Source organism: Pseudomonas sp. P9_2 (assembly GCF_034008255.1).
GTDB classification, from domain to species: Bacteria; Pseudomonadota; Gammaproteobacteria; order Pseudomonadales; family Pseudomonadaceae; genus Aquipseudomonas; species Aquipseudomonas synxantha_A.
Window position 1 is genome coordinate 5,793,436 of sequence record NZ_CP125376.1, and the last position, 20,826, is coordinate 5,814,261.

18 protein-coding genes, 4 tRNA genes and 1 pseudogene are annotated in these 20,826 nt (G+C 59.8%); 8 read left to right on the top strand and 15 right to left on the bottom strand.

Features of this window, described 5'->3' with window-relative positions:
* Positions 1-86: 86 nt before the first annotated feature.
* Positions 87-1,127, top strand: a pseudogene (locus tag QMK52_RS25320) (GGDEF domain-containing protein); the annotation flags it as partial.
* Here the strand turns inward: QMK52_RS25320 and QMK52_RS25325 are convergent.
* The 4 genes from QMK52_RS25325 to QMK52_RS25340 form a co-directional block, all read right to left on the bottom strand.
* Positions 1,124-1,495, bottom strand: a complete 372-nt coding sequence (locus QMK52_RS25325; RefSeq protein WP_005786715.1) for a hypothetical protein — start codon at positions 1,493-1,495, stop codon at positions 1,124-1,126. The pseudogene QMK52_RS25320 and the gene QMK52_RS25325 overlap by 4 nt on opposite strands.
* The gene (locus QMK52_RS25330; protein ID WP_320403617.1) at positions 1,492-1,839 is read right to left on the bottom strand and encodes a helix-turn-helix transcriptional regulator; all 348 of its coding nucleotides are present in this window, start codon (positions 1,837-1,839) and stop codon (positions 1,492-1,494) included. The genes QMK52_RS25325 and QMK52_RS25330 overlap by 4 nt, the downstream gene beginning before the upstream one ends.
* A 97-nt stretch (positions 1,840-1,936) precedes the next feature.
* Positions 1,937-2,392, bottom strand: a complete 456-nt coding sequence (locus tag QMK52_RS25335; RefSeq protein ID WP_005786711.1) for a YkvA family protein — start codon at positions 2,390-2,392, stop codon at positions 1,937-1,939.
* A 291-nt stretch (positions 2,393-2,683) separates the two neighbouring features.
* Positions 2,684-3,424 carry an FKBP-type peptidyl-prolyl cis-trans isomerase gene (locus QMK52_RS25340; protein ID WP_005786709.1) on the bottom strand — a complete coding sequence of 247 codons (741 nt, stop codon included), beginning with the start codon at positions 3,422-3,424 and terminating at the stop codon, positions 2,684-2,686.
* A 247-nt stretch (positions 3,425-3,671) separates the two neighbouring features.
* Here QMK52_RS25340 and QMK52_RS25345 point away from each other — a divergent pair, with 247 nt between their 5' ends.
* The gene (locus QMK52_RS25345) at positions 3,672-5,480 is read left to right on the top strand and encodes a di-heme-cytochrome C peroxidase (protein ID WP_005786707.1); all 1,809 of its coding nucleotides are present in this window, start codon (positions 3,672-3,674) and stop codon (positions 5,478-5,480) included.
* Positions 5,481-5,509: 29 nt separating this feature from the next.
* Entirely contained in the window at positions 5,510-6,643 is a 1,134-nt protein-coding gene (locus QMK52_RS25350) for a catalase family protein (protein ID WP_005786705.1), read from the top strand.
* Positions 6,644-6,732: 89 nt separating this feature from the next.
* On the opposite strand, the gene QMK52_RS25355 is transcribed toward QMK52_RS25350, so the two are convergent.
* From QMK52_RS25355 to QMK52_RS25370, 4 genes are all read right to left on the bottom strand, one after another.
* A tRNA-Asp gene (locus QMK52_RS25355) sits at positions 6,733-6,809 on the bottom strand.
* Positions 6,810-6,828: 19 nt separating this feature from the next.
* A tRNA-Val gene (locus QMK52_RS25360) sits at positions 6,829-6,904 on the bottom strand.
* 176 nt (positions 6,905-7,080) lie between these two features.
* Positions 7,081-7,157, bottom strand: a tRNA-Asp gene (locus QMK52_RS25365).
* A gap of 19 nt (positions 7,158-7,176) precedes the next feature.
* Positions 7,177-7,252 (bottom strand) — tRNA-Val (locus QMK52_RS25370).
* A gap of 159 nt (positions 7,253-7,411) precedes the next feature.
* On the opposite strand from QMK52_RS25370, the gene rdgC reads away from it, so the two are divergent.
* The 3 genes from rdgC to sugE all read left to right on the top strand — a co-directional run bounded on the left by rdgC (position 7,412) and on the right by sugE (position 9,817).
* The gene (gene rdgC, locus QMK52_RS25375) at positions 7,412-8,332 is read left to right on the top strand and encodes a recombination-associated protein RdgC (RefSeq protein WP_005786703.1); all 921 of its coding nucleotides are present in this window, start codon (positions 7,412-7,414) and stop codon (positions 8,330-8,332) included.
* A gap of 98 nt (positions 8,333-8,430) precedes the next feature.
* Positions 8,431-9,390, top strand: coding sequence for a bile acid:sodium symporter family protein (locus QMK52_RS25380; RefSeq protein ID WP_005786701.1), 960 nt, complete (start codon positions 8,431-8,433; stop codon positions 9,388-9,390).
* 112 nt (positions 9,391-9,502) lie between these two features.
* The gene (gene sugE, locus QMK52_RS25385; RefSeq protein WP_010211634.1) at positions 9,503-9,817 is read left to right on the top strand and encodes a quaternary ammonium compound efflux SMR transporter SugE; all 315 of its coding nucleotides are present in this window, start codon (positions 9,503-9,505) and stop codon (positions 9,815-9,817) included.
* Positions 9,818-9,924: 107 nt separating this feature from the next.
* On the opposite strand, the gene QMK52_RS25390 is transcribed toward sugE, so the two are convergent.
* The 3 genes from QMK52_RS25390 to QMK52_RS25400 all read right to left on the bottom strand — a co-directional run bounded on the left by QMK52_RS25390 (position 9,925) and on the right by QMK52_RS25400 (position 14,306).
* On the bottom strand, positions 9,925-11,799 hold the full coding sequence (locus tag QMK52_RS25390; protein WP_005786697.1) for an MFS transporter: 1,875 nt from the start codon (positions 11,797-11,799) through the stop codon (positions 9,925-9,927).
* A 59-nt stretch (positions 11,800-11,858) separates the two neighbouring features.
* A complete protein-coding gene (locus tag QMK52_RS25395) occupies positions 11,859-13,007 on the bottom strand; it encodes a TDT family transporter (RefSeq protein WP_320403618.1) in 1,149 nt (382 codons plus the stop codon).
* A 111-nt stretch (positions 13,008-13,118) separates the two neighbouring features.
* The gene (locus tag QMK52_RS25400) at positions 13,119-14,306 is read right to left on the bottom strand and encodes an MFS transporter (RefSeq protein ID WP_320403619.1); all 1,188 of its coding nucleotides are present in this window, start codon (positions 14,304-14,306) and stop codon (positions 13,119-13,121) included.
* A gap of 91 nt (positions 14,307-14,397) precedes the next feature.
* On the opposite strand from QMK52_RS25400, the gene QMK52_RS25405 reads away from it, so the two are divergent.
* Positions 14,398-14,937: a TetR/AcrR family transcriptional regulator gene (locus QMK52_RS25405; protein WP_320403620.1), complete on the top strand. Its 540-nt coding sequence runs from the start codon at positions 14,398-14,400 to the stop codon at positions 14,935-14,937.
* 36 nt (positions 14,938-14,973) lie between these two features.
* Here the strand turns inward: QMK52_RS25405 and QMK52_RS25410 are convergent, their stop codons facing one another.
* The 4 genes from QMK52_RS25410 to QMK52_RS25425 all read right to left on the bottom strand — a co-directional run bounded on the left by QMK52_RS25410 (position 14,974) and on the right by QMK52_RS25425 (position 18,151).
* A complete protein-coding gene (locus tag QMK52_RS25410; RefSeq protein WP_005786689.1) occupies positions 14,974-15,753 on the bottom strand; it encodes an ABC transporter permease in 780 nt (259 codons plus the stop codon).
* Positions 15,750-16,682 (bottom strand): ABC transporter ATP-binding protein, encoded by a 933-nt coding sequence (locus tag QMK52_RS25415; protein ID WP_005786687.1) that lies wholly within the window; start codon positions 16,680-16,682, stop codon positions 15,750-15,752. Before QMK52_RS25415 ends, QMK52_RS25410 begins: the two co-directional genes overlap by 4 nt.
* 135 nt (positions 16,683-16,817) lie before the next feature.
* Positions 16,818-17,435: a glutathione S-transferase family protein gene (locus tag QMK52_RS25420; protein WP_005786686.1), complete on the bottom strand. Its 618-nt coding sequence runs from the start codon at positions 17,433-17,435 to the stop codon at positions 16,818-16,820.
* A 56-nt stretch (positions 17,436-17,491) separates the two neighbouring features.
* Positions 17,492-18,151, bottom strand: a complete 660-nt coding sequence (locus QMK52_RS25425) for a transglutaminase family protein (protein ID WP_320403621.1) — start codon at positions 18,149-18,151, stop codon at positions 17,492-17,494.
* 191 nt (positions 18,152-18,342) lie between these two features.
* Here QMK52_RS25425 and QMK52_RS25430 point away from each other — a divergent pair, with 191 nt between their 5' ends.
* Positions 18,343-20,790 carry an acyl-CoA dehydrogenase gene (locus tag QMK52_RS25430; RefSeq protein ID WP_005786682.1) on the top strand — a complete coding sequence of 816 codons (2,448 nt, stop codon included), beginning with the start codon at positions 18,343-18,345 and terminating at the stop codon, positions 20,788-20,790.
* Positions 20,791-20,826: the final 36 nt, after the last annotated feature.

Below are 20,826 nucleotides of genomic sequence, written 5' to 3' on the forward strand. Positions count from 1 at the left end.
TCCTTTTTTTTTGATCGAGATCGTCATGACCGTGACCGAACCGCTGAATGCATTGGGCTCAATCCTGGTTCAAGGCAGTTTGCACACCGCAGGAAGCGCGCCAGATGTTGCCCAAGCCGGATAACGCCACGACTGCCCTCAGCGATGAAGGCAGTGACCTCAGCGCCCTGCTGAACGAACAGCCAGCGGTGGATCAAGACACCGCCACGGCTCAAGTGCTGGAAGCGTTCCATCACCAGGCCAATCTCAATTCACTGGCGGTGCTGGATGGCGGCGGTCGCCCGATCGGAATTGTGCACCGACACTCGCTGTCGGACGCGCTGCTCAAGCCGTTCGCGACCGACTTGTTTGCGCGCAAACCGATCAGCCGCTTGATGAGCGATGATTTCCTGGCGGTGGAATTGAGCCAGTCCTTGCAACAGGTCAGCCGTTTGTTGACCAGCCGCGCACGGCAGCGCATCGAAGAAGATTTCATCATCACGTTGAACGGTGACTATCTGGGCCTGGGCCGGGTGATCGACGTGCTCAAGCTGATCACCGAACTGAAAATCCAGCAGGCGCGCTACGCCAACCCGCTGACTTTGCTACCAGGCAACGTACCGATCCAGCAATGCCTGACTCGGCTGTTGCAGCAACAGCGCGAGTCGCTGATCTGTTATGTGGATATCGACAGTTTCAAGCCGTTCAACGATATCTACGGCTACGGGCGTGGGGATGAAGTGCTGCTGTGCCTGGCGCAATGCCTGAACGACCAGGTAGACCCCAGCCGCGACTTTGTCGGGCATATTGGCGGCGATGACTTTTTGCTGGTGCTGGGCCCGCAGGATTGGCGCAAGCGGCTCAACCAGTTGCTGGACGACTTCCATACCCAATGCCGACGCTTTTACCGCGCCGAGCACGTCGATGCTGGTTGCTTCGTGTCACTCAACCGCCAGGGCGTGCGCCAGGAGTTCGCCTTGCTATCGCTGTCTATCGGTGTGGTGCATCTGTATCCACAGGCCTGTGCGCAACTCGATGCCAGCCAGTTGGCGGAATTGGCCTCGCAAGCCAAGCACCACGCCAAGGACGTGGCCGGCTACAGCATCCATGTGATCGACAGCCTGGACATGTACTCAGCAGCGCTTTAAGCCTCGGCGGATTCCGGGTATTCGTACTCGAACACCCGCACCACTTCCGAAGCGTGCCAGGACGCAGCCGCCACGCCATCGGAGGGTCCGCTGAAGCGCCCTAGACGCTCCACACACTCAAAGAACCCGGTACGTGGCAGGCGGCTGGCACCCTGGCTGATCACCAGGGAACTGCGCAGCGGCTGCTCGGCCTTGGCATCCAGCGCCGCCAGATGCTCCAGGGCAGCCGCCAGGGTCTGCATGGCTGGCGTCGGAAATTGCAGGCGCTCAAGCAGCGCCCGGTACGTCAGCAAATGGCGCTGGCGACGCGCCTGATCCAATTCGTTGAGCAACCCGTCCCAGTGTTGACGGCTGATACGTAGGCTCAAGACTCATCCCCCCAACCTGCCACGCCCAATTCCCAGGCCAGGCTGCGGCGAATGGCGGCATCCGGCTGGCGTTCACCACTTTCAATCAAACCAAGGTACGAGGGGCTGATCCCCACCGTGCGTGCCAGGGTCTCGATAGCCAGGCCCTTGGCTTCACGCAAGCCGCGCAGGTCTGCGAGCGGTCGCAGGTCCTGGTCGATGGCGGCAGAGGCGGCAGAGGCGGCAGGGGAAGAAGCGGGTGTAGGTGGCTGCTGACCGGCAGCTTTTAGCAGCGCCTGGTACTGGTCCCATGGCAACACCGCATATTCGGGTGCGCCATCGCGTGAAATGATCTGAATATCCATGACTGCCCCGTAGGATAAAAACACTTACTAAGTAAGCTCTTTCCTTAGAAGTGTAATCCTAACAGCCACGAAGGTCGCTGGGGGATCCCCGGCATCATTAGTTTTTTTGTGGGTTTTCCTGGGCCAGCAGCTCAGGGGTTGCAGGGAGGCGCTCAACCACCGCGAGTTTTTCCGGGCGTTGCGCATCCCGCCAGGCGCGAAAGGCGCTCAGTTCGCCACTCAGGGTCTTCATGACCCATGCCAGCACCGCGATGTCGTCGAACATGCCGAACATCGGGATGAAGTCCGGGATCGCGTCAATCGGGCTCAGAAAGTACATCAACCCCGCCACCACCGAGATCAACGCCTTGGGGCTGATCGCTCGGTATTCGCCGCGCCAGTAAGCCAGGCACAGGGCTTGGAGCAATTTGAGATCATCCTTGAGCTGGCCCAGGCGATTGCCCTGGCTTGAGCCTTTGGCCGCAACGGCAAACAGCAAGGTCGGCAAACGTCCACGGCCCAGCAGGCGCGCGGCCATGGGCAGAAAACGGGTGAAATTGAAGGGTGGTTTCATCAGACACTCCAGTTCCAGGCGAGGTAAAAGGTTATCCACACAAATTGTGGATAACCTTGTGAACAGAGCCTGTTTTATCAGCTGAAAGCCACGGTTTATAAGGCTTACAGTCAGATCGGGCGTTTTTTGCGCACATAAAAAAAACCCAAGATTTCATTGACTTGGCCTGTATGTGCGGCTACCCGTGCTCGAGTCTTACATCAGACTGCGCGCAATGCTGCGGGTTCTATCGGATTTACCCAGAAACAACAACGCCCCGTCGAGACGGGGCGTTGTGTGCTCAGGCGCCGATTACTTCTTGGCGGCTGGTGCAGCAGGTGCGTCAGCAGCTTCTGCCTTGGCTGGGTCCTTGATGCCCAGCAGTTCCAGGTCGAATACCAGCACGGAGTTGGCTGGAATCGCCGGGCTCGGGCTCTGGGCGCCGTAGGCCAGGTCAGACGGGATGTACAGCTCGACCTTCTCGCCTACGTGCATCAGTTGCAGGCCTTCGACCCAACCCGGGATCACGCCGCTGACCGGCAGGTCAATCGGGCTGCCGCGATCCACGGAGCTATCAAAGGTGGTGCCGTTGGTGAGCTTGCCGGTGTAGTGAACAGTCACCACGTCGGTTGGCTTGGGCTGTGCGCCGTCGGCCTTCTTCACGATCTTGTACTGCAGACCGGAAGCGGTGGTGACGACGCCGTCTTTCTTGGCGTTGTCTTCGAGGAATTTCTTGCCGGCAGCTGCCGACTCTTCGCTCATTTTGGTCATGCGCTCTTCGGCACGCTTTTGCAGCGCGGCGAAGGCTTCGACCAGCTCGTCATCTTTGAGCTTCTGCTCTTTCTTGCCGACAGCATCTTCGATGCCTTGGGCTACCGCTTTGGAGTCCAGGTCATCCATGCCTTCTTGGGCAAGGCTCTTGCCCATGTTCAGGCCGATGCCGTAGGAAGCTTTTTGCGCCGGGGTTTTCAGCTCTACGCTGGTCTGCGAATCACAACCCGCAAGTACCAGGCTAACCAGGGCCACCGCCGCCGCCAACCGATGCTGTTTCATGCTATTTCCTTGTTCATGCGCCAAAAGGGCATTCGAATAAAGTCGCGAGCTTATCAGGCGGCCACGACCAATGGCTACCGGCATGTGAGCAGGAAACTTCTGATAAGTTCACGTGTTTAAAAGCATTTCCATTTATCATGGGGCACCGCGACGGATCGCGGGACCGCCTGCCAGCAGGCTCATCGCTACTTGCCGCACCTGTGGCGCAGTGGCATAACAACGCGACAATTCGACAAGGATAGTTATCTTGCGCACTTTTTCCCGTGTTTTACTCCTGATACTGATCGCCCTGGGCCTGATTCTGGCCGTGGTGCTCTATTACACCCTCAACCCCAAGCTACCGGACTACGTGCCAGTAAAGCAGGTGCACTACCAGGATCAATGGAGTGCCGCTGACCGTCAGACCTACTACTTCACGCCCCAGGGCACCCAGGTAAAGGGCCTGCACTACGACTGGTTCACGGCCCTGGAGCTGCCGTTCTCCGAGCAACGCTTTGCCGCGCCGGAATACCTGGCGCGCTTTGGTTTTCTGGTCGACCCCAAGCAAGTGCCCACCCCGCAAAACCCTGGCAACCTGCCGGTAGGCTTTGCCCGACACCAGAACGCCGACAGCCAGGTTCAATACCTGGATATCACCTGTGCGGCCTGCCACACCGGTCAATTGCACTTCAAGGGCCAGGCCCTGCGTATCGACGGTGGCTCGGCGCAACACGTGCTGCCCTCCAGCGTACCCACCTTGCGGGGCGGCAGTTTTGGCCAAGCCCTGGTCGCCAGCCTTGCCGCTACGTATTACAACCCGTGGAAGTTCGAGCGCTTCGCCCGCAAAGTCCTGGGTGATCAGTACGATACCCAGCACAATCAGCTGCGCCAGGACTTCAAACAATCGCTGAACCAGTTCCTCAAAGTCGCCTGGAATGATACCCATCGCGGCCTCTATCCCACCGAAGAAGGCCCCGGTCGTACTGACGCCTTCGGGCGCATCGCCAATGCCAGCTTTGGCGACGCTATTTCCCCCGACAATTATCGTGTCGCCAATGCCCCAGTGGACTACCCGCAGTTGTGGGATATCTGGACATTCGACTGGGTGCAGTGGAATGGCTCGGCTCAGCAACCCATGGCGCGCAATATCGGTGAAGCCCTTGGTGTAGGCGCAACCCTGGCCTTCTTCGACAGTGCCGGCCAACCGCTCCAGGGCGACGCTCGCTACCCGTCCAGCGTACGCGTGCGGGACCTGCACCTGATCGAAGAAACCCTGCAACGCCTCAAGCCGCCAACCTGGCCGGAGGACTTGTTTGGCGCCATCGACAAACCCCTCGCCGCCCAGGGCCGCGCACTCTTCGCCGAAAACTGTGCTGGCTGCCATATACCCGCGGTCACCGAGGAAAATGGCCGCCCGGTGCAGCAGTTGAAAATGCTGCCGGTGGACTACATCGGCACCGACCCCGGCACCGCCAGCAACATTGCCGACCAGCGTTATGACCTCAGCGCCCTGCAATGGGACCCGGCCGAACTGGCCCAACTCAATGTTGAACTACACCCTTCGCCCACCGCGCCACTGGATCTGAAAAAAATGTCCGTGGCCCAGGGGCTGGCCTACGTAACCGCCTTTGTCGAAGAACATGCCTACCGCGCCGCCGGCGTGACCCCGGCCGAGCGCCCGAGCCTGGATGGGTTCGGCCTGCCGATTGGCGTGCGCGAATTACGCGCCTATAAAGCGCGACCACTGGCAGGCGTATGGGCTACCCCGCCGTTCCTGCACAACGGTTCGGTGCCGACGATCTACCAACTGCTTTCGCCCCAGGACGAGCGCAGCACCACCTTCTATAAAGGCACGTTCAACTACGATCCACGCCATCTGGGCTTTGAAACCGCCTCGTTCAAGAATGCCTTCCTGTTCGATACCCGAATCACCGGCAATCACAACAGCGGCCACGAGTTCCGTGCTGGCGCACGGGGCAATGGCGTCATTGGCCGTGGCTTGCTGCCCCAGGAGCGCTGGGCGCTGCTCGAATACCTCAAAGTACTGGGCGGCCCGCTGGAGCACCAACTGCCATGATTATCCGATCGAACAACAAGGACCGTTCCATGCTCGCTCGTCTCTGGCTGCGTCTCGGCGCTTTTCTCGGCAAAACCCTGTTGTGGCTGGTGGGCGTTGGGCTGTTGGGGTGGCTACTGGCGACCGTATGGTTCGCCTGGCAGCACAGTGGCCCGGTGTCAGCGGATGAACAGATCCCGCCGGGTGAAGCAGCGATGACCCAAGGCATCATCCAGACCGCCGTACGCATCGTTGACCAGCACCGCGAAGGCACACGCTACCTGCGCGATGCCCATGCCAAGGCCCATGGTTGCGTGAAAGCCGAGGTCAGCGTTCTGGCGGATCTCGACCCGGCCTTGCGCCAGGGCGTGTTCGCAGAGCCGGGCAAGATCTGGCAGGCGACGATGCGCCTGTCCAACGGCAACGCCTACCCGCAATTCGACAGCATCCGCGATGCCCGCGGCATGGCGATCAAGCTATTGGATGTGCCGGGCAAGCAACTGATGGCCGACCAGCAAGCCCGCACTGAGCAGGATTTCGTGATGTTCAGCCACCCGAATTTCTTTGTCAGCGATGTCGCGGAATATGCGCAGAACATCGGCGCGCAAGCGGATGGCAAGAAGGTCCTGGCGTTCTTTCCCAAGCTCGACCCGCGCAGTTGGCAAGTACGTCACCTGTTTATCGCCCTGGCAACGCTGGCGCCCGCACCGGCCAGCCCGACGCAGACGACTTACTTTTCAGTGTCGCCCTACAAGTTTGGCGCGGCAAACGCCAAGTTTCGCGTCGCCCCCGACCCGCAAAGCTGCCCGGATTATGCGCTGCCCAAACAGAACCAGGCCCTGCCGAACTTCCTGCGCAGCGCCCTCAATCAGCAACTGTCCACCGACCGCGTAGCGGCCTGTTTCGTGCTGCAGATCCAACGGCAGAACCCGCAAAAGTTCATGCCCATCGAAGACACCAGCATCGAATGGAAGGAAAGCGACGCGCCGTATGAAACCGTAGCCAAGGTCAGGATTCCCGCTCAGGATTTCGACACTCCCGCGCAGAACCTGGCCTGCGATAACCAGTCGTTCAACCCGTGGTTTGGTTTGGAAGCGCACCGTCCCATCGGCGGTATCAATCGGTTGCGCAAGGCGGTGTATGAAGCGGTCAGCGATTACCGTCACAGCCGCAACGCACCGTAAGGAGCGGTAAATCGCAGGCGAAAAAAAACCCGCTCAATGAGCGGGTTTCTTGTGGCTACCTGGCGTTCAGTGTTCCAGGTTACCGAATATGGCGCAGCGGACGGGACTCGAACCCGCGACCCCCGGCGTGACAGGCCGGTATTCTAACCGACTGAACTACCGCTGCGCGTAACACTTGAAGCGAATGGTGGGTGATGACGGGATCGAACCGCCGACCCTCTGCTTGTAAGGCAGATGCTCTCCCAGCTGAGCTAATCACCCTTCGTTTCGGTGTGGGCGCATCATACACCAAAAAATCGTAATGTCTTGATTTAAATGCAATTTATTTAAAAAAAGTTTTCCGCACGATTTTTTGCCATATTCCGGACAAAGAAAAGCCCGCGATTAAGCGGGCTTTCTGTGGTGACCTGGCGTTCAGCGTTCCAGGTTACCGAATATGGCGCAGCGGACGGGACTCGAACCCGCGACCCCCGGCGTGACAGGCCGGTATTCTAACCGACTGAACTACCGCTGCGCGTAACACATGAAGCGAATGGTGGGTGATGACGGGATCGAACCGCCGACCCTCTGCTTGTAAGGCAGATGCTCTCCCAGCTGAGCTAATCACCCTTCGTTTCGGTGTGGCGCGCATTCTACGTAGCGACCCTATGTCTGGCAAGCACTTTCTTAAATCTTTTTTTTCAGCCCTTCCAATGGCTTAGGCAGGGTTGGCCTACGGCGTGATCAAGAGAATAATGCCCCCCTTTGTATAGAGGAGAGACTCACCCCATGTGGTTCAAGAACCTGCTTATCTATCGCCTGACCCAAGATCTGCCTGTTGATGCCGAGGCGTTGGAAGCGGCCATGGCCACCAAGCTGGCGCGCCCGTGTGCAAGCCAGGAGTTGACCACTTACGGTTTCGTCGCCCCCTTCGGTAAAGGTGAAGACGCTCCCCTGGTTCACGTCAGTGGAGATTTTTTGCTGATCGCCGCGCGCAAGGAAGAACGCATCCTGCCAGGTAGCGTGGTGCGTGACGCACTGAAAGAGAAAGTCGAAGAGATCGAAGCCGAGCAAATGCGCAAGGTCTATAAGAAGGAGCGCGACCAGATCAAGGATGAAATCATCCAGGCCTTCCTGCCGCGTGCCTTTATCCGTCGCTCGTCGACCTTTGCTGCGATCGCGCCGAAACAGGGCCTGATCCTGGTCAACTCGGCCAGCCCCAAGCGTGCCGAAGATCTGCTGTCGACCTTGCGTGAAGTGATCGGCACCCTGCCCGTCCGTCCGCTGACGGTAAAAACCGCACCGACCGCAATCATGACCGACTGGGTCACTACCCAGAAACCGGCCGATGACTTCTTCGTCCTCGACGAATGCGAACTGCGCGACACCCATGAAGACGGCGGCATCGTGCGCTGCAAGCGCCAGGACCTGACCGGCGAAGAGATCCAACTGCACCTGACCACCGGCAAGGTCGTGACCCAACTGTCCTTGGCGTGGCAGGACAAGCTGTCCTTCATGCTCGATGACAAGATGACCGTCAAACGCCTGAAATTCGAAGACCTGCTGCAAGACCAGGCGGAACAGGACGGCGGCGACGAAGCCCTGGGCCAACTGGATGCCAGCTTTACCTTGATGATGCTGACCTTCGGCGACTTCCTGCCGGCGTTGGTGGAAGCGCTGGGCGGGGAAGAAACCCCACAGGGCATCTAAACAACACCGATCCAATGTGGGCACGGTCAGTGTGGCTTGCCTGCTCCCACATTTGATCGCGTCGCCCTATTCAACACTCTAATAACAAGGACATCCCCATGCGTGCACTCGCCGCCTTGAGCCGCTTCGTCGGCAATACCTTCGCCTACTGGGTGTTGATCTTTGCCGTTGTCGCCTTCCTCGAACCCAGCTGGTTCATCGGCCTGAAAAGCGCCATCGTCCCGCTGCTGGGCCTGGTGATGTTCGGCATGGGGCTGACCTTGAAACTTGAAGACTTCGCCGAAGTCGCTCGCCATCCATGGCGCGTGGCCTTGGGCGTGGTCGCGCATTTTGTGATCATGCCGGGCGTGGCATGGTTGTTGTGCCAGGTCTTTCACCTGCCGCCGGAAATTGCCGTCGGCGTGATCCTGGTCGGCTGCTGCCCAAGCGGCACCTCGTCCAACGTGATGACCTGGCTCGCCCGCGGCGACCTGGCGTTGTCGGTGGCGATTGCCGCCGTCACCACCCTCCTCGCCCCACTGCTCACGCCAGCGTTGATCTGGCTACTGGCCTCGGCCTGGCTGCCGGTATCGTTCATGGAGCTGTTCTGGTCGATCCTGCAAGTGGTGCTGCTGCCGATCGTGCTCGGCGTGGTGGCGCAACGGGTGTTGGGCGAGCGGGTTCGCCATGCGGTGGACGTGCTGCCGCTCGTGTCGGTGGTCAGTATTGTGATCATCGTCGCGGCCGTGGTTGCCGCGAGCCAGGCGAAGATTGCCGAATCGGGCCTGCTGATCATGGCGGTGGTGATGCTGCACAACAGCTTCGGTTACCTGCTGGGCTACTTCACCGGGCGCTTGTTCAAGTTGCCGCTGGCGCAACGCAAGTCGTTGGCGCTGGAAGTCGGTATGCAAAACTCCGGGCTGGGTGCCGCGCTGGCCAGTGCGCACTTTTCGCCGCTGGCGGCGGTTCCCAGTGCGTTGTTCAGTGTCTGGCACAATATTTCCGGCGCATTGCTGTCGACGTATTTCCGCCGCATGAGCGAAAAGGAAGACCGTCGCGCCCTGGAAACCGCCCCGTAAGCTTGATCGCCTGAGCCGTTTTCGGCACTCTAGCAAGCTTCGCGAGGACGACCTCGCGACGCTATCAGGCGCTAACCAGGGGACGACCCCACTTTGTAGAAGCGAGGTCATCATGTCCTGGATCATTCTGTTTTTTGCCGGGTTGTTTGAAGTTGGCTGGGCCGTCGGCTTGAAATACACCGACGGTTTCAGCAAGCCACTGCCCACCGCCCTGACGATTGCCGCCATGGCCGTCAGCCTTGGGTTGCTGGGGCTGGCCATGAAAGAGCTGCCGCTGGGCACCGCCTATGCGATCTGGACCGGCGTCGGTGCCGTGGGCACCGTGATTGCCGGGATCATCCTGTTTGGGGAGTCCATGGCGTTGTTTCGGTTGGCGAGTGTGGCGTTGATTATTTGCGGGCTCATCGGGCTCAAGATTTCCACTTAAGCCACTACGCTATCGCAGGCAAGCCAGCTCCCACATTTGACTGTATTCACAATTCAAAAGGTGGGAGCTGGCTTGCCTGCGATGAGGCCCTGACAAACAACGGAAAACTACCTGACACTCCCCCGCAAACCACCCACTACTGCCTGCAACTGCACTGGCGTTGCCGCCTCCACAGCAATCGGCTCACCCGCCACCAACACCACCCGCGACCAGATCCGATGGAAGAAGCCCTTGTGCGGATCGCGACTGAAGAAACTCCCCCACAGCCCCTGCAACGCCATCGGAATCACCGGCACCGGTGTCTCCTCCAGAATGCGCGTCACCCCACCACGAAATTCATTGATCTCGCCATCGGCTGTCAGCTTGCCTTCCGGGAAGATGCACACCAACTCGCCATCCTTGAGGTACTGGGCAATCCGCGCGAACGCCTGTTCGTAGATCTGCATATCTTCATGGCGCCCGGCAATCGGAATCGCCCCGGCGGTGCGGAAGATAAAGTTGAGTACCGGCAAACGGTAGATCTTGTAGTACATGACAAAGCGAATCGGCCGACGCACCGCGCCGCCGATCAACAGCGCATCGACAAACGACACATGGTTGCACACCAGCAACGCCGCGCCTTCATCCGGAATGGCCTCCAGGTTGCGATGTTCCACGCGGTACATGGAATGGCTGAGCAGCCAGATCATGAAGCGCATGGTGAATTCGGGGACGATCCTGAAGATGTAGGTGTTGACCGCAATATTGAGCAGCGAAACCACCAGGAACAACTCGGGGATCGACAGCTTGGCCACGCTCAACAGCAGGATCGAAACGATGGCCGAGACCACCATGAACAATGCGTTGAGAATGTTGTTGGCCGCGATGACCCGTGCCCGTTCGTTCTCGGCGGTGCGCGATTGGATCAGCGCATACAGCGGTACAATATAGAAGCCACCGAACACGCCCAGGCCGAGGATATCGAACAACACCCACCAGGCCTGGCCGTAGCTGAGCACCGCGAGCCAATCGTTGGCCTGGACATTCTGCGGGAAGCCGCCGGAGTGCCACCACAGGAGCAGGCCGAACACCGTTAGGCCAAACGAGCCGAACGGCACCAGGCCGATTTCCACCTTACGCCCGGAAAGCTTTTCGCAGAGCATCGAGCCCAGGGCGATGCCCACGGAGAACACGGTGAGGATCAGGGTCACCACGGTTTCATCGCCGTACAACCACTCCTTGGCGTACGCCGGGATTTGCGTGAGATAGATCGCACCGACAAACCAGAACCACGAGTTGCCGACAATGGAGCGCGACACCGCCGGCGTCTGCCCCAGGCCCATGCGCAACGTCGCCCAGGACTGGGTGAAGATATTCCAGTCCAGGCGCAGTTGCGGCGTCGAAGCTGCCGCGCGCGGGATGCTGCGGCTGGCGAGGTAGCCCAGCACCGCCACGCCGACAATCGCCACCGCCACCACCGGCGCGTAATGGATGGAAGACATCATGACCCCGGCGCCAATGGTGCCGGCCAGGATCGCCAGGAACGTGCCCATTTCCACCAGGCCGTTACCGCCGACCAGCTCATCGTCGTGCAATGCCTGGGGCATGATCGAGTATTTGACCGGGCCGAACAGCGCCGAGTGGGTGCCCATGGCAAACAGCGCCAACAGCATCAATTCAAGATGATTGGTCAGGAAGCCCGCCGCGCCGACGGCCATGATCACGATCTCGCCGATCTTGATCGCACGGATCAACGCGTCCTTGTTGAATTTCTCGCCAAACTGTCCGGCCAATGCCGAGAACAAAAAGAACGGCAAGATAAACAACAACGCACACAGGTTGACCCAGATAGAGCGGTCGCCCTCGATGCTGAGCTTGTAAAGGATGGCCAGGATCAGCGATTGCTTGAAGATGTTGTCGTTGAACGCGCCCAGCAACTGGGTGATGAAAAACGGCAAGAAACGCCGCGTGCGCAGCAAGGTGAATTGGGAAGGATGGCTCATCGTCGTCCGTGTTCCTGCGTGGCCTTTATTTATCAGGCCACGACTTTACCTAATCCTGCTTACTTATTCGCTAGTCCTGCAATGCAGGGCGAAACAAAAAGCTCGCCTTTATAAGCCCCCTGCACGGTGCGCTTGGCCACGATCAGCCACATCAACGCCAACGCCACCACCAGCGCACTGCCAAAGATGCTGAAGAACCCCAAATGCAACACGTTCGCCAGTTTCAGCGTGGCCAGGGCATACACCCCCAACGGGAAAGTAAAGCCCCACCAGCCGAGGTTGAACGGGATTCCGGCGCGCAGGTAACGCAGGGTGATCAGCACGGCGATCAACATCCACCACAGGCCAAAACCCCATAGGGTGATACCTGCAATCAGGCCCAGGCCATGGGCCATTTCACCAACATTCTCCAGGCTATTGGCGGCGAAGATCGCCGGCGCATCGCCCCCCAACAGCAACATGCCCAAGGCACCGGTACCAATCGGCCCCAGCGCCAACCAGCTCGACGCCGCCATATTGGCGTGGGGCAACTTATGCAAAGCCATGCGCAGCATCAGGATGGTCAGGATGCTGAACGCCACCGGCAGGGAAAACGCCCACAGTACGTAGCTGGTCACCAGCATCACCAGTTGCGAATGGGCATCGGCCAGGTGCGGCGCGAGCAAGCCGCCGCTGGCCGCCGCCACTTCGGCCGCCACCACGGGCAACAGCCAGACGGCGGTCATCTGGTCGATGCTGTGCTCCTGGCGTGTGAACATCATGAACGGGATGAGTACGCCGCAGGCAAGGGCCATGACCACGTCCAGCCACCACAGGGCTTCGGCCAACGGGATTACATCACTGCCCCAACGTGGCAGGCCGAACAACAGCAATCCGTTGAGAATGGTCGCCAGCCCCATGGGGATGGTGCCGAAGAACATCGAAACCGTGGAGTGCCCGAAAATGCGCCGCGCCTCGTGGAAAAACATCAACCAACGGGCGGCATACAACACGCTGAACAACACGAACAGGCCGATGGTGAACATCCACAGGCCTTCAGCGACAGCGTGCAAGCCTGGCAAAGTGACCGGCAACTGAGCCAGGGCCAGTGCCAACACCCCGGTGCCCATGGTGGCGGCAAACCAGTTCGGGGTGAACTGGCGGATCACTTCCCGGGGACGGGTCAGGTGGCTGAAAGGTTTGTAACGGTGGGTGGTCGAGCAGGTCATGATTTGATCCTCTTCCTCGCATGAGGTTGAGGCCATGGTAGAACCTGAATGAATATCTATATAACGGGTAATATCTCTAACTGTTATCTACTTTATAGATATATGCCTTGCCTACGCAGCTGCACGGCTCCGCGCAGAGCCCTGCCCTAACTGCCCGCCCAGAGCGCCCAACGCCAACAGGATGAGGACCGCAGCGTAGCCATCGGTGGTGACGACAAGGCCAAACTCCCGGCTCAGATTGCCCGCCACCAACGCCGGTACGCAGAAGGCCAGGTAGCTCAGTACGTAGAATGCCGACATCAACCCCGCACGCTCATGGGGCAACGCCAACCCGACGATACTGCGCACGCTGCCCATAAAGCCGCCGCCGAAACCAAAGCCGGCGATTACACTGGCGACAAAGAACAACCACAGGCTGGCCGTCTGCACGGCAACCAACAACAGGCTCACGCCAATGGCCATCAGCACCGCCGACAGGCGCATGACCTTGTCAGCTGCACGGTTGCGCAGGCTGTAGATCATGACCGCGCCGCTTAACGTGACCACCGCGACCAGCCCCCCGCCGATCAAATGCGAGGTCGACCCGGTGGCGACCCGCACCAGCGAAGGCGCCAAAGAAGAAAAGAACCCACCCAGCGCCCACACCGCCACATTCAACGGCATCGCCAACCACAGGGCCCGACGCGCTTGCGGTGGCACATGCAGGGTGGGCGCCAGGGACTTCAAGGCCCCCGGTATACGACTGACCGTCTCGGACAACCGCCAGACATACACGGCCTGCAGCACCATCAAACCCAGCAGAGTGAGATAGATCAATTGCGTCGGCCGTGGTGCGTACTCCACCAGCAAACCGCTGCCCAGCCCGCCACTGGCCATGCCCAGCATCGGCGCAAGACTGTTGAGCATCGGGCCGCGCACCCGGTCAGTATCGAGCAGCGTCGCACTCAGCACCGCTGTGGCAGTACCGGTCGCAAAACCCTGTAATGCACGGGCAGCGAGCAGATAGGCCGTACTGTCCGCGTTGATAAACAGCAGCATCGCCACGATATTCAGCAGCAACGCGGCAAAGATCACCGGCTTGCGCCCCAGGTAATCGGAAAGCGAGCCCACCGTCAGCAGCGCCGCCAACAGGCTTAGGGCATAGACGCCAAAGATAGCCGTCAGCATCGCGGCCGAAAAATGCAGGTTGTCCTGATACACCTGGTACAACGGCGTCGGCGCGCTGGAGGCGGCGAGAAAGGTCAACACTGTGATCACGAGGAACGTCAGGCTGGACCGCTGTGAAATGACGCTGATCATGGGCACGCTCCGCTAAAGCTAATATTTTGCTTTTGTGGAGTGTGCTACTCGCTGGCGCTTAAAGCAAATTCTTTGTGTTAAGGTTTTACCCATGGCAATCAAAGAAGGCCTCCGCCCGGGGGGCCGTAGTGCCCGGGTACAAGAATCCGTCCACAGGGCGGTGCGCCAATTGCTGGAAACCCATGAGCGTTCCGGTGTCACCGTGCCAATGATTGCGGCGTGCGCCGGCGTCACGCCGTCGACCATTTACCGGCGCTGGGGCGACCTGTCAGTACTGCTCGCCGACGTCGCCCTGGCACGTATGCGCCCCGATACCGAACCGGCCAACACCGGTAGCCTGCGCGGCGACCTGCAAGCCTGGGCCGAGCAATACCTGGATGAGATGAGTTCGGACGTAGGCCGCAATATGATGCGCGACGTGCAAAGCAGCCCGACGCCGGGGTATTGCGTGAGCATCCTGAGCGGGCAGTTACAGGTGATTATTGATCGCTATCCGCTATCAGCGCCACCGAGCGTGGACCAACTGATCAACCTGCTGGCGGCGCCGACGGTGTTTCGTATTCTGTTTTCGGCCCAGCCTTTGGCGGTAGAAGAACTGCATGCCCTGATAGAGCTGGCCCTGAAAAACTAAAAACCTCCCACATTTTTACTGCATTAAGCTCAGTACTTATGTACGCATCCCGCGCCCACTCACCAGCAGCCGCGCACAACCGATATACAGCACCACGGTCGCCACGATCATAAAGGTGATCGCTACGCTGATCTTGATATCCGACACGCCCAGAATGCCGTAGCGGAAGGCGTTGACCATATGCAGCACCGGGTTGGCCAGCGACACGGTCTGCCAGAACGGCGGCAGCAAGGTAATGGAATAGAACACCCCGCCCAGGTAGGTCAGCGGCGTCAGCACGAACGTCGGGATGATCGAAATATCATCGAAGTTGCGCGCGAACACGGCGTTGATAAAGCCCAGCAGCGAGAAAATCGTCGCCGTGAGCACCACCACCAGAATGGTGACCCCAAGGTGATGCACTTGCAGGTGGGTAAAGAACAGTGACAGCAACGTCACGATCACCCCGACCATCAGGCCACGCAGCACACCGCCCAGCGTATAGCCGATCAGGATGGTGTGCGGTGACACCGGCGAGACCATCAGTTCTTCGATGGAACGCTGAAACTTGCTGCCGAAGAAACTGGAGACCACGTTGCCGTAGGAGTTGGTGATCACCGACATCATGATCAGGCCCGGCACGATGTACTCCATGTAGGTGAAACCGCCCATGTCGCCAATCTGCCGGCCAATCAGGTTACCGAAGATCACGAAATACAGAACCATGGTGATCGCCGGCGGCAGCAGGGTCTGCGGCCAGATCCGGGTAAAGCGTTTCACTTCGCGATAAACGATAGTTTGCAGCGCGACAAGGTTGGGTTGCAGTTCGGAACTCATACCGCCACCTTCGCCAGATTTTTCTCCACCAGGGACACAAACAACTCCTCAAGGCGATTGGTTTTGTTACGCAGGCTCAACACTTCGATGTTCTGAGTCGCCAACTGGGTGAACAGCGCGGTGATGCCCATGGCTTTGTCCACCTGCACCTCCAGGGTGTGGCTATCTACCAGGCGGCTTGGGTAACCCAGCAGGTGCGGCGCCACCGACAGATTGTTCTTCAGGTCGAGCAGGAAGGTTTCCACATGCAACTGGCCCAGCAGGTTGCGCATGCTGGTGTTCTCGACAATGGTGCCGTGGTCGATGATGCCGATGTTGCGGCACAACTGCTCAGCCTCTTCCAGGTAATGGGTGGTGAGGATGATGGTGATGCCCTTCTCGTTCAGCTCGGTGAGGAAGGCCCACATCGAGCGACGCAGTTCGATGTCTACACCTGCAGTGGGTTCGTCGAGGATCAGCAGGCGCGGCTCATGCACCAGCGCACGGGCGATCATCAGACGCCGCTTCATGCCACCGGACAGCGAGCGCGAAGGCACATCGCGCTTGTCCCACAGGCCCAGTTGGGTCAGGTACTGCTCGGCGCGTTCCTTGGCGATTTTCGCCGGGATGCCGTAATAGCCGGCCTGGGTCACGACAATGTCGAAGGTCTTTTCGAACTGGTTGAAATTGAATTCCTGGGGCACCACACCGATGGAGCGCTTGAGCGCCGCCGGGGACTTGTCCAGGTCGTGGCCGAAGATGTTCACCGTGCCGCTGGTCTTGTTGACCAGGGTGGAGAGAATGCCGATGGTGGTGGATTTGCCGGCGCCGTTGGGGCCGAGCAAGGCGAAGAAATCACCTTCGGCGACGTCCAGATCGATACCACTCAGGGCCTGGAAACCGTTGCCGTAGGTTTTGGTTAGCTGCCGGATGGACAGAGCGGAACTCATATCGGAATACGCACCAAAGAAGGGAATAGAAAGAATAGATGAGGGCGCAGCGCAGGTAGTTCAACCGGCGATGCAATGCAGGCATGGTGCTTGCCCATGCCGCACAAGTACAGTCACCCGTATTAATAGTGTGTATTAAGTCAACGCGGTCATCACCGCTTTGCGATACGCCGGGCGCTGTTGCAGGCGCTGGTACCAGGCCTCCAGATGGGGCATGGCCGGCCGCTCGATGGGCATCTCGAACCAGGCATAGATGAAGCAACCCAGAGGGATATCACCCATGCCGAACGCCTGACCGGACAGGTAGGGTTGCTCGGCAAGGGCCTGGTCGACGGTTTTGAGCGCGTCGATACAGGCTTGGCGCCCGGCATTGATACTGTCCCAGTTTTGCCTGTCAGCCGGGGTGCGCACGATCCCCCAGAACACCGCCTTGAACGGGTCGGCGAGCGTGGAGGTGGTCCAGTCCATCCACTTTTCGGCATTGGCCCGGGCTTGCAGGTCGCTGGGGTAGAAGTCCGATGCCTGTTTGGCGCACAGGTAGCGCACGATGGTGTTGGATTCCCACAGCACAAAATCGCCATCTTCGATCATCGGCACCCGGCCATTGGGGTTCAGCGCCCGGTATTGCGGGGTGTCGACCACACCAAAAGCCCCGCCCGCATCAATTGCCTCATAGTCCAGGCCGAGCTCCTCGGCGCACCACAGTGCTTTCCTGACGTTTGATGAATTTTTACGACCCCAGATTTTCAGCATGACCGCGCCTTATTGTGGATGAACTTGGCTGGATGAAGGCAGCAGCATACGCCGGATCAGCCACGGCTTAAATCGCCCTGCAGATCGCCCAGCAGGGTCGGCGCATTGTCGGCAAACAAGTGCGGGTAACACTGGCGGATATGCGCGAAAAAGAATGCCTCGGGGACGTCAGCAAATTGCCCGTGATCCACCACATATTCCATTGAGCGACGGCCCTGGCGATTGAACGCGTGGAAGACACTGTCATGCAAGCCATCGAATTCCAGTGGCGGCACATCAAACACGTCGCACAGTTGCTGATTGAACGCCGGAGTCGCTTTGACCCAGCGACCGTTCAGGTACAGCTCGGTATAACCGTGCATGGCGAACACGTCACTTTTGAGCAGGGCAAGCAGGCGCGGTGTGGACAGGTGGTTGCGCACGTCTGCCAAGCCAATGCGCGCGGGGATGCCACAGTGACGGGCGCAGGCGGCCAGCAAGGTGGCCTTGGGCACGCAATAACTTTCGCCGGCAGCCAGGGCGAAGCTGGCATTCAATGTATTGGGGTCGCGGCTGAAGGTGTAGGGGTGGTAGCGAATCGCCTCACGTACGGCGTAATAAAGACTGACTGCCTGGTCACTTAAATCCGTGCGGGTTCCGCGATGTTTTTCGGCGAACTCCACCACCGCAGGGTGGTCACTATCGATGAAGCGGCTGGGACTCAAGTACGCATTCATAAGCTTGATCTCCGAAGTGAGCCTGGAGTTTAACGACAGGCCTGCCACAGAGATAACGACGATTACGCCAAATGTCGGCGCCTGCTGATGGGTATCCCCAGTACAACTTGTAACACCCTGATCACCCGGCTTGTTCGGATGCGGACTAAGCTCCCTGGTGGTTTCGCCCCTGGTTTCACGGAGGATTGCATATGCTGTTGTTGTGGATACTGGTGCTGGTGGTCGGCATTGCCTACCTGGCACACCGCCGAACTGCCCCCCTTCCCGCCCTGGGCGTGGTCGCCGTCTACCTGCTGGCGATGGGCGCCTGGAGCCACGCGCCGGGCTGGCTGCTGCTGATCTTCTGGGTGCTCATCGCCGTGGTGGCCGCGCCGTTGCTGCTGCCTGACCTGCGCCGCCAATACTTCACCAAGCCGCTGTTCAGCTGGTTTCAGAAAGTACTGCCACCGATGTCCGAGACCGAACGCGATGCGATCGATGCCGGCACCGTCTGGTGGGACGGCGAACTGTTCAGCGGGCGCCCCGACTGGGATAAATTGCTGGCCTACCCCAAGGTTCAATTGACCGAAGAAGAACAGGCGTTCATCGACGGCCCCACCGAAGAACTCTGCGCCATGGTCAGCGACTGGGAGATCGGTCAAGCCATGGACCTGCCGCCAGCGGCCTGGGAGCACATCAAGACCCACGGATTCTTCGCCCTGATCATTCCCAAGGAGTATGGCGGCAAGGGCTTCTCTGCCTATGCGCACTCTCAGGTTGCGATGAAGCTTGCGACCCGCAGCGGTGACCTTGCGTCCACCGTGATGGTCCCCAATTCCCTGGGCCCGGCCGAGTTGCTGCTGCACTACGGCACCGAAGAACAACGCAACCACTACCTGCCGCGCCTGGCGCGTGGCGACGACATCCCGTGCTTTGCCCTCACCGGCCCGCTGGCCGGTTCCGATGCAGGCGCCATGCCCGACACCGGGGTGATCTGCAAAGGCGAATGGCAAGGCAAGGAAACCCTCGGCCTGCGTCTGAACTGGGAAAAACGCTACATCACCCTCGGCCCGGTCGCGACCTTGCTCGGCCTGGCGTTCAAGGCCCACGACCCGGACCACTTGCTGGGCGAAGAAGAAGACCTGGGCATCAGCCTCGCGCTGATTCCAACCGATACGCCCGGCGTAGAAATAGGCCGTCGTCACCTGCCGCTTGGCGCCGCCTTCATGAACGGCCCCAACTCCGGCAAGGACGTGTTCATTCCCCTGGAATACCTGATCGGTGGCCAGGAGATGCTCGGCAAAGGCTGGATGATGCTGATGAACTGCCTGTCGGTCGGCCGTTCGATCTCCCTGCCTGCCGTCGGCACCGGCGCCGCCAAGTTCACCAGCCTGGTGACCGGGCAATACGCGCAGGTGCGCGAGCAGTTCAATGTGCCACTGTCAGCCTTCGAAGGTATCCAGGAAGCCCTGGCGCGCATCGGCGGCAATGCCTGGCTGATGGACAGCGCGCGTATGCTCACCGCCAATGCCGTTGACCTGGGGGAGAAGCCCTCGGTGTTGTCGGCGATCCTCAAATATCACCTCACCGAGCGTGGCCGCGAGTGCATCAGCCACGCCATGGATGTGCACGGTGGCAAGGGCATCATCATGGGCCCTAACAACTACCTGGGCCGCAGCTGGCAAGGTGCGCCGATCTTCATCACCGTGGAAGGCGCGAATATTCTCTCGCGCAACCTGATGATCTTCGGCCAGGGTGCAATTCGCTGCCATCCTTTCGTGCTCAAGGAAATGGCCCTGGCCGGTCGCGAAGACCATGACCAGGCGTTGAAAGAGTTCGACGGCCTGCTGATGCAACACATCGGTTTTGCCGTGAGCAACGCCGCCAGCACCCTGGTGCTGAACCTGGGCTTCGGCCATTTCGAAAAAGCCCCCGGCAACCGTTTGAGCCAGGGCTACTTCCGTGCCCTGAACCGCCAGGCGGCTGCATTTGCCCTGCTGGCCGACCTGAGCATGATGCTGCTGGGTGGTGAGCTCAAGCGCCGCGAACGCTTGTCCGCCCGCCTGGGTGATGTACTGAGCCATATGTACCTGGCGTCCGCAGCGCTCAAGCGTTATCACGACCTGGATTCGCCAGACCATCTGGAGCCGCTGTTTGCCTGGGCCATGGAAGAGAGCCTGGGTGAATCGGAACGCGCACTGGATGAACTGCTGAGCAACTTCCCGAACAAGGTACTCGGCTGCCTGCTGCGGGTAATCGTATTCCCGTTCGGGCGTCGGCATACCGGGCCGTCCGATGCGCTGGATGCCGAAGTGGCGGCGGTGATCGGTCGGGCCAAGGGCGACCCGACCCTGGAAGAACTGCTGGCCGGGTGCTACCGCCCGCAAGCGGCGGAAGATCCAGTAGGCGCCCTGCAACATGCCTACGATTTGCTCGGCGCCAGCCATCCGTTGCAGAAAAAACTGCATACCGCGCTTAAAAGCGGGCAGGTCAAACCGACTGCCGGTGAGTCTGCCATCGATGCCGCGCTGCACGCCGGCGTGCTGCAACCGGGTGAAGCGCAAACCCTGCGCGATGCCGAAGCGGCACGGCGCAAGGTGATCGACGTGGATGATTTCAGCAAGGAAGAGCTGATGCAGGCTGAGGGTAAAGTCCGCTGATACCGGCGGTCATATAAAAACGGGCGCGAGAGGCAT

Bases quoted from the DNA above. Each gene is read 5' to 3' on its own strand.
- QMK52_RS25420 (WP_005786686.1), bottom strand. From the start codon at position 17,435: ATGCTGAAAATCTGGGGTCGTAAAAATTCATCAAACGTCAGGAAAGCA.
- QMK52_RS25405 (WP_320403620.1), top strand. From the start codon at position 14,398: ATGGCAATCAAAGAAGGCCTCCGCCCGGGGGGCCGTAGTGCCCGGGTA.
- sugE (WP_010211634.1), top strand. From the start codon at position 9,503: ATGTCCTGGATCATTCTGTTTTTTGCCGGGTTGTTTGAAGTTGGCTGG.
- QMK52_RS25400 (WP_320403619.1), bottom strand. From the start codon at position 14,306: ATGATCAGCGTCATTTCACAGCGGTCCAGCCTGACGTTCCTCGTGATC.
- QMK52_RS25340 (WP_005786709.1), bottom strand. From the start codon at position 3,424: ATGAAACAGCATCGGTTGGCGGCGGCGGTGGCCCTGGTTAGCCTGGTA.
- QMK52_RS25330 (WP_320403617.1), bottom strand. From the start codon at position 1,839: ATGGATATTCAGATCATTTCACGCGATGGCGCACCCGAATATGCGGTG.
- QMK52_RS25380 (WP_005786701.1), top strand. From the start codon at position 8,431: ATGCGTGCACTCGCCGCCTTGAGCCGCTTCGTCGGCAATACCTTCGCC.
- QMK52_RS25335 (WP_005786711.1), bottom strand. From the start codon at position 2,392: ATGAAACCACCCTTCAATTTCACCCGTTTTCTGCCCATGGCCGCGCGC.
- QMK52_RS25390 (WP_005786697.1), bottom strand. From the start codon at position 11,799: ATGAGCCATCCTTCCCAATTCACCTTGCTGCGCACGCGGCGTTTCTTG.
- QMK52_RS25410 (WP_005786689.1), bottom strand. From the start codon at position 15,753: ATGAGTTCCGAACTGCAACCCAACCTTGTCGCGCTGCAAACTATCGTT.
- QMK52_RS25415 (WP_005786687.1), bottom strand. From the start codon at position 16,682: ATGAGTTCCGCTCTGTCCATCCGGCAGCTAACCAAAACCTACGGCAAC.
- QMK52_RS25425 (WP_320403621.1), bottom strand. From the start codon at position 18,151: ATGAATGCGTACTTGAGTCCCAGCCGCTTCATCGATAGTGACCACCCT.
- rdgC (WP_005786703.1), top strand. From the start codon at position 7,412: ATGTGGTTCAAGAACCTGCTTATCTATCGCCTGACCCAAGATCTGCCT.
- QMK52_RS25430 (WP_005786682.1), top strand. From the start codon at position 18,343: ATGCTGTTGTTGTGGATACTGGTGCTGGTGGTCGGCATTGCCTACCTG.
- QMK52_RS25395 (WP_320403618.1), bottom strand. From the start codon at position 13,007: ATGACCTGCTCGACCACCCACCGTTACAAACCTTTCAGCCACCTGACC.
- QMK52_RS25350 (WP_005786705.1), top strand. From the start codon at position 5,510: ATGCTCGCTCGTCTCTGGCTGCGTCTCGGCGCTTTTCTCGGCAAAACC.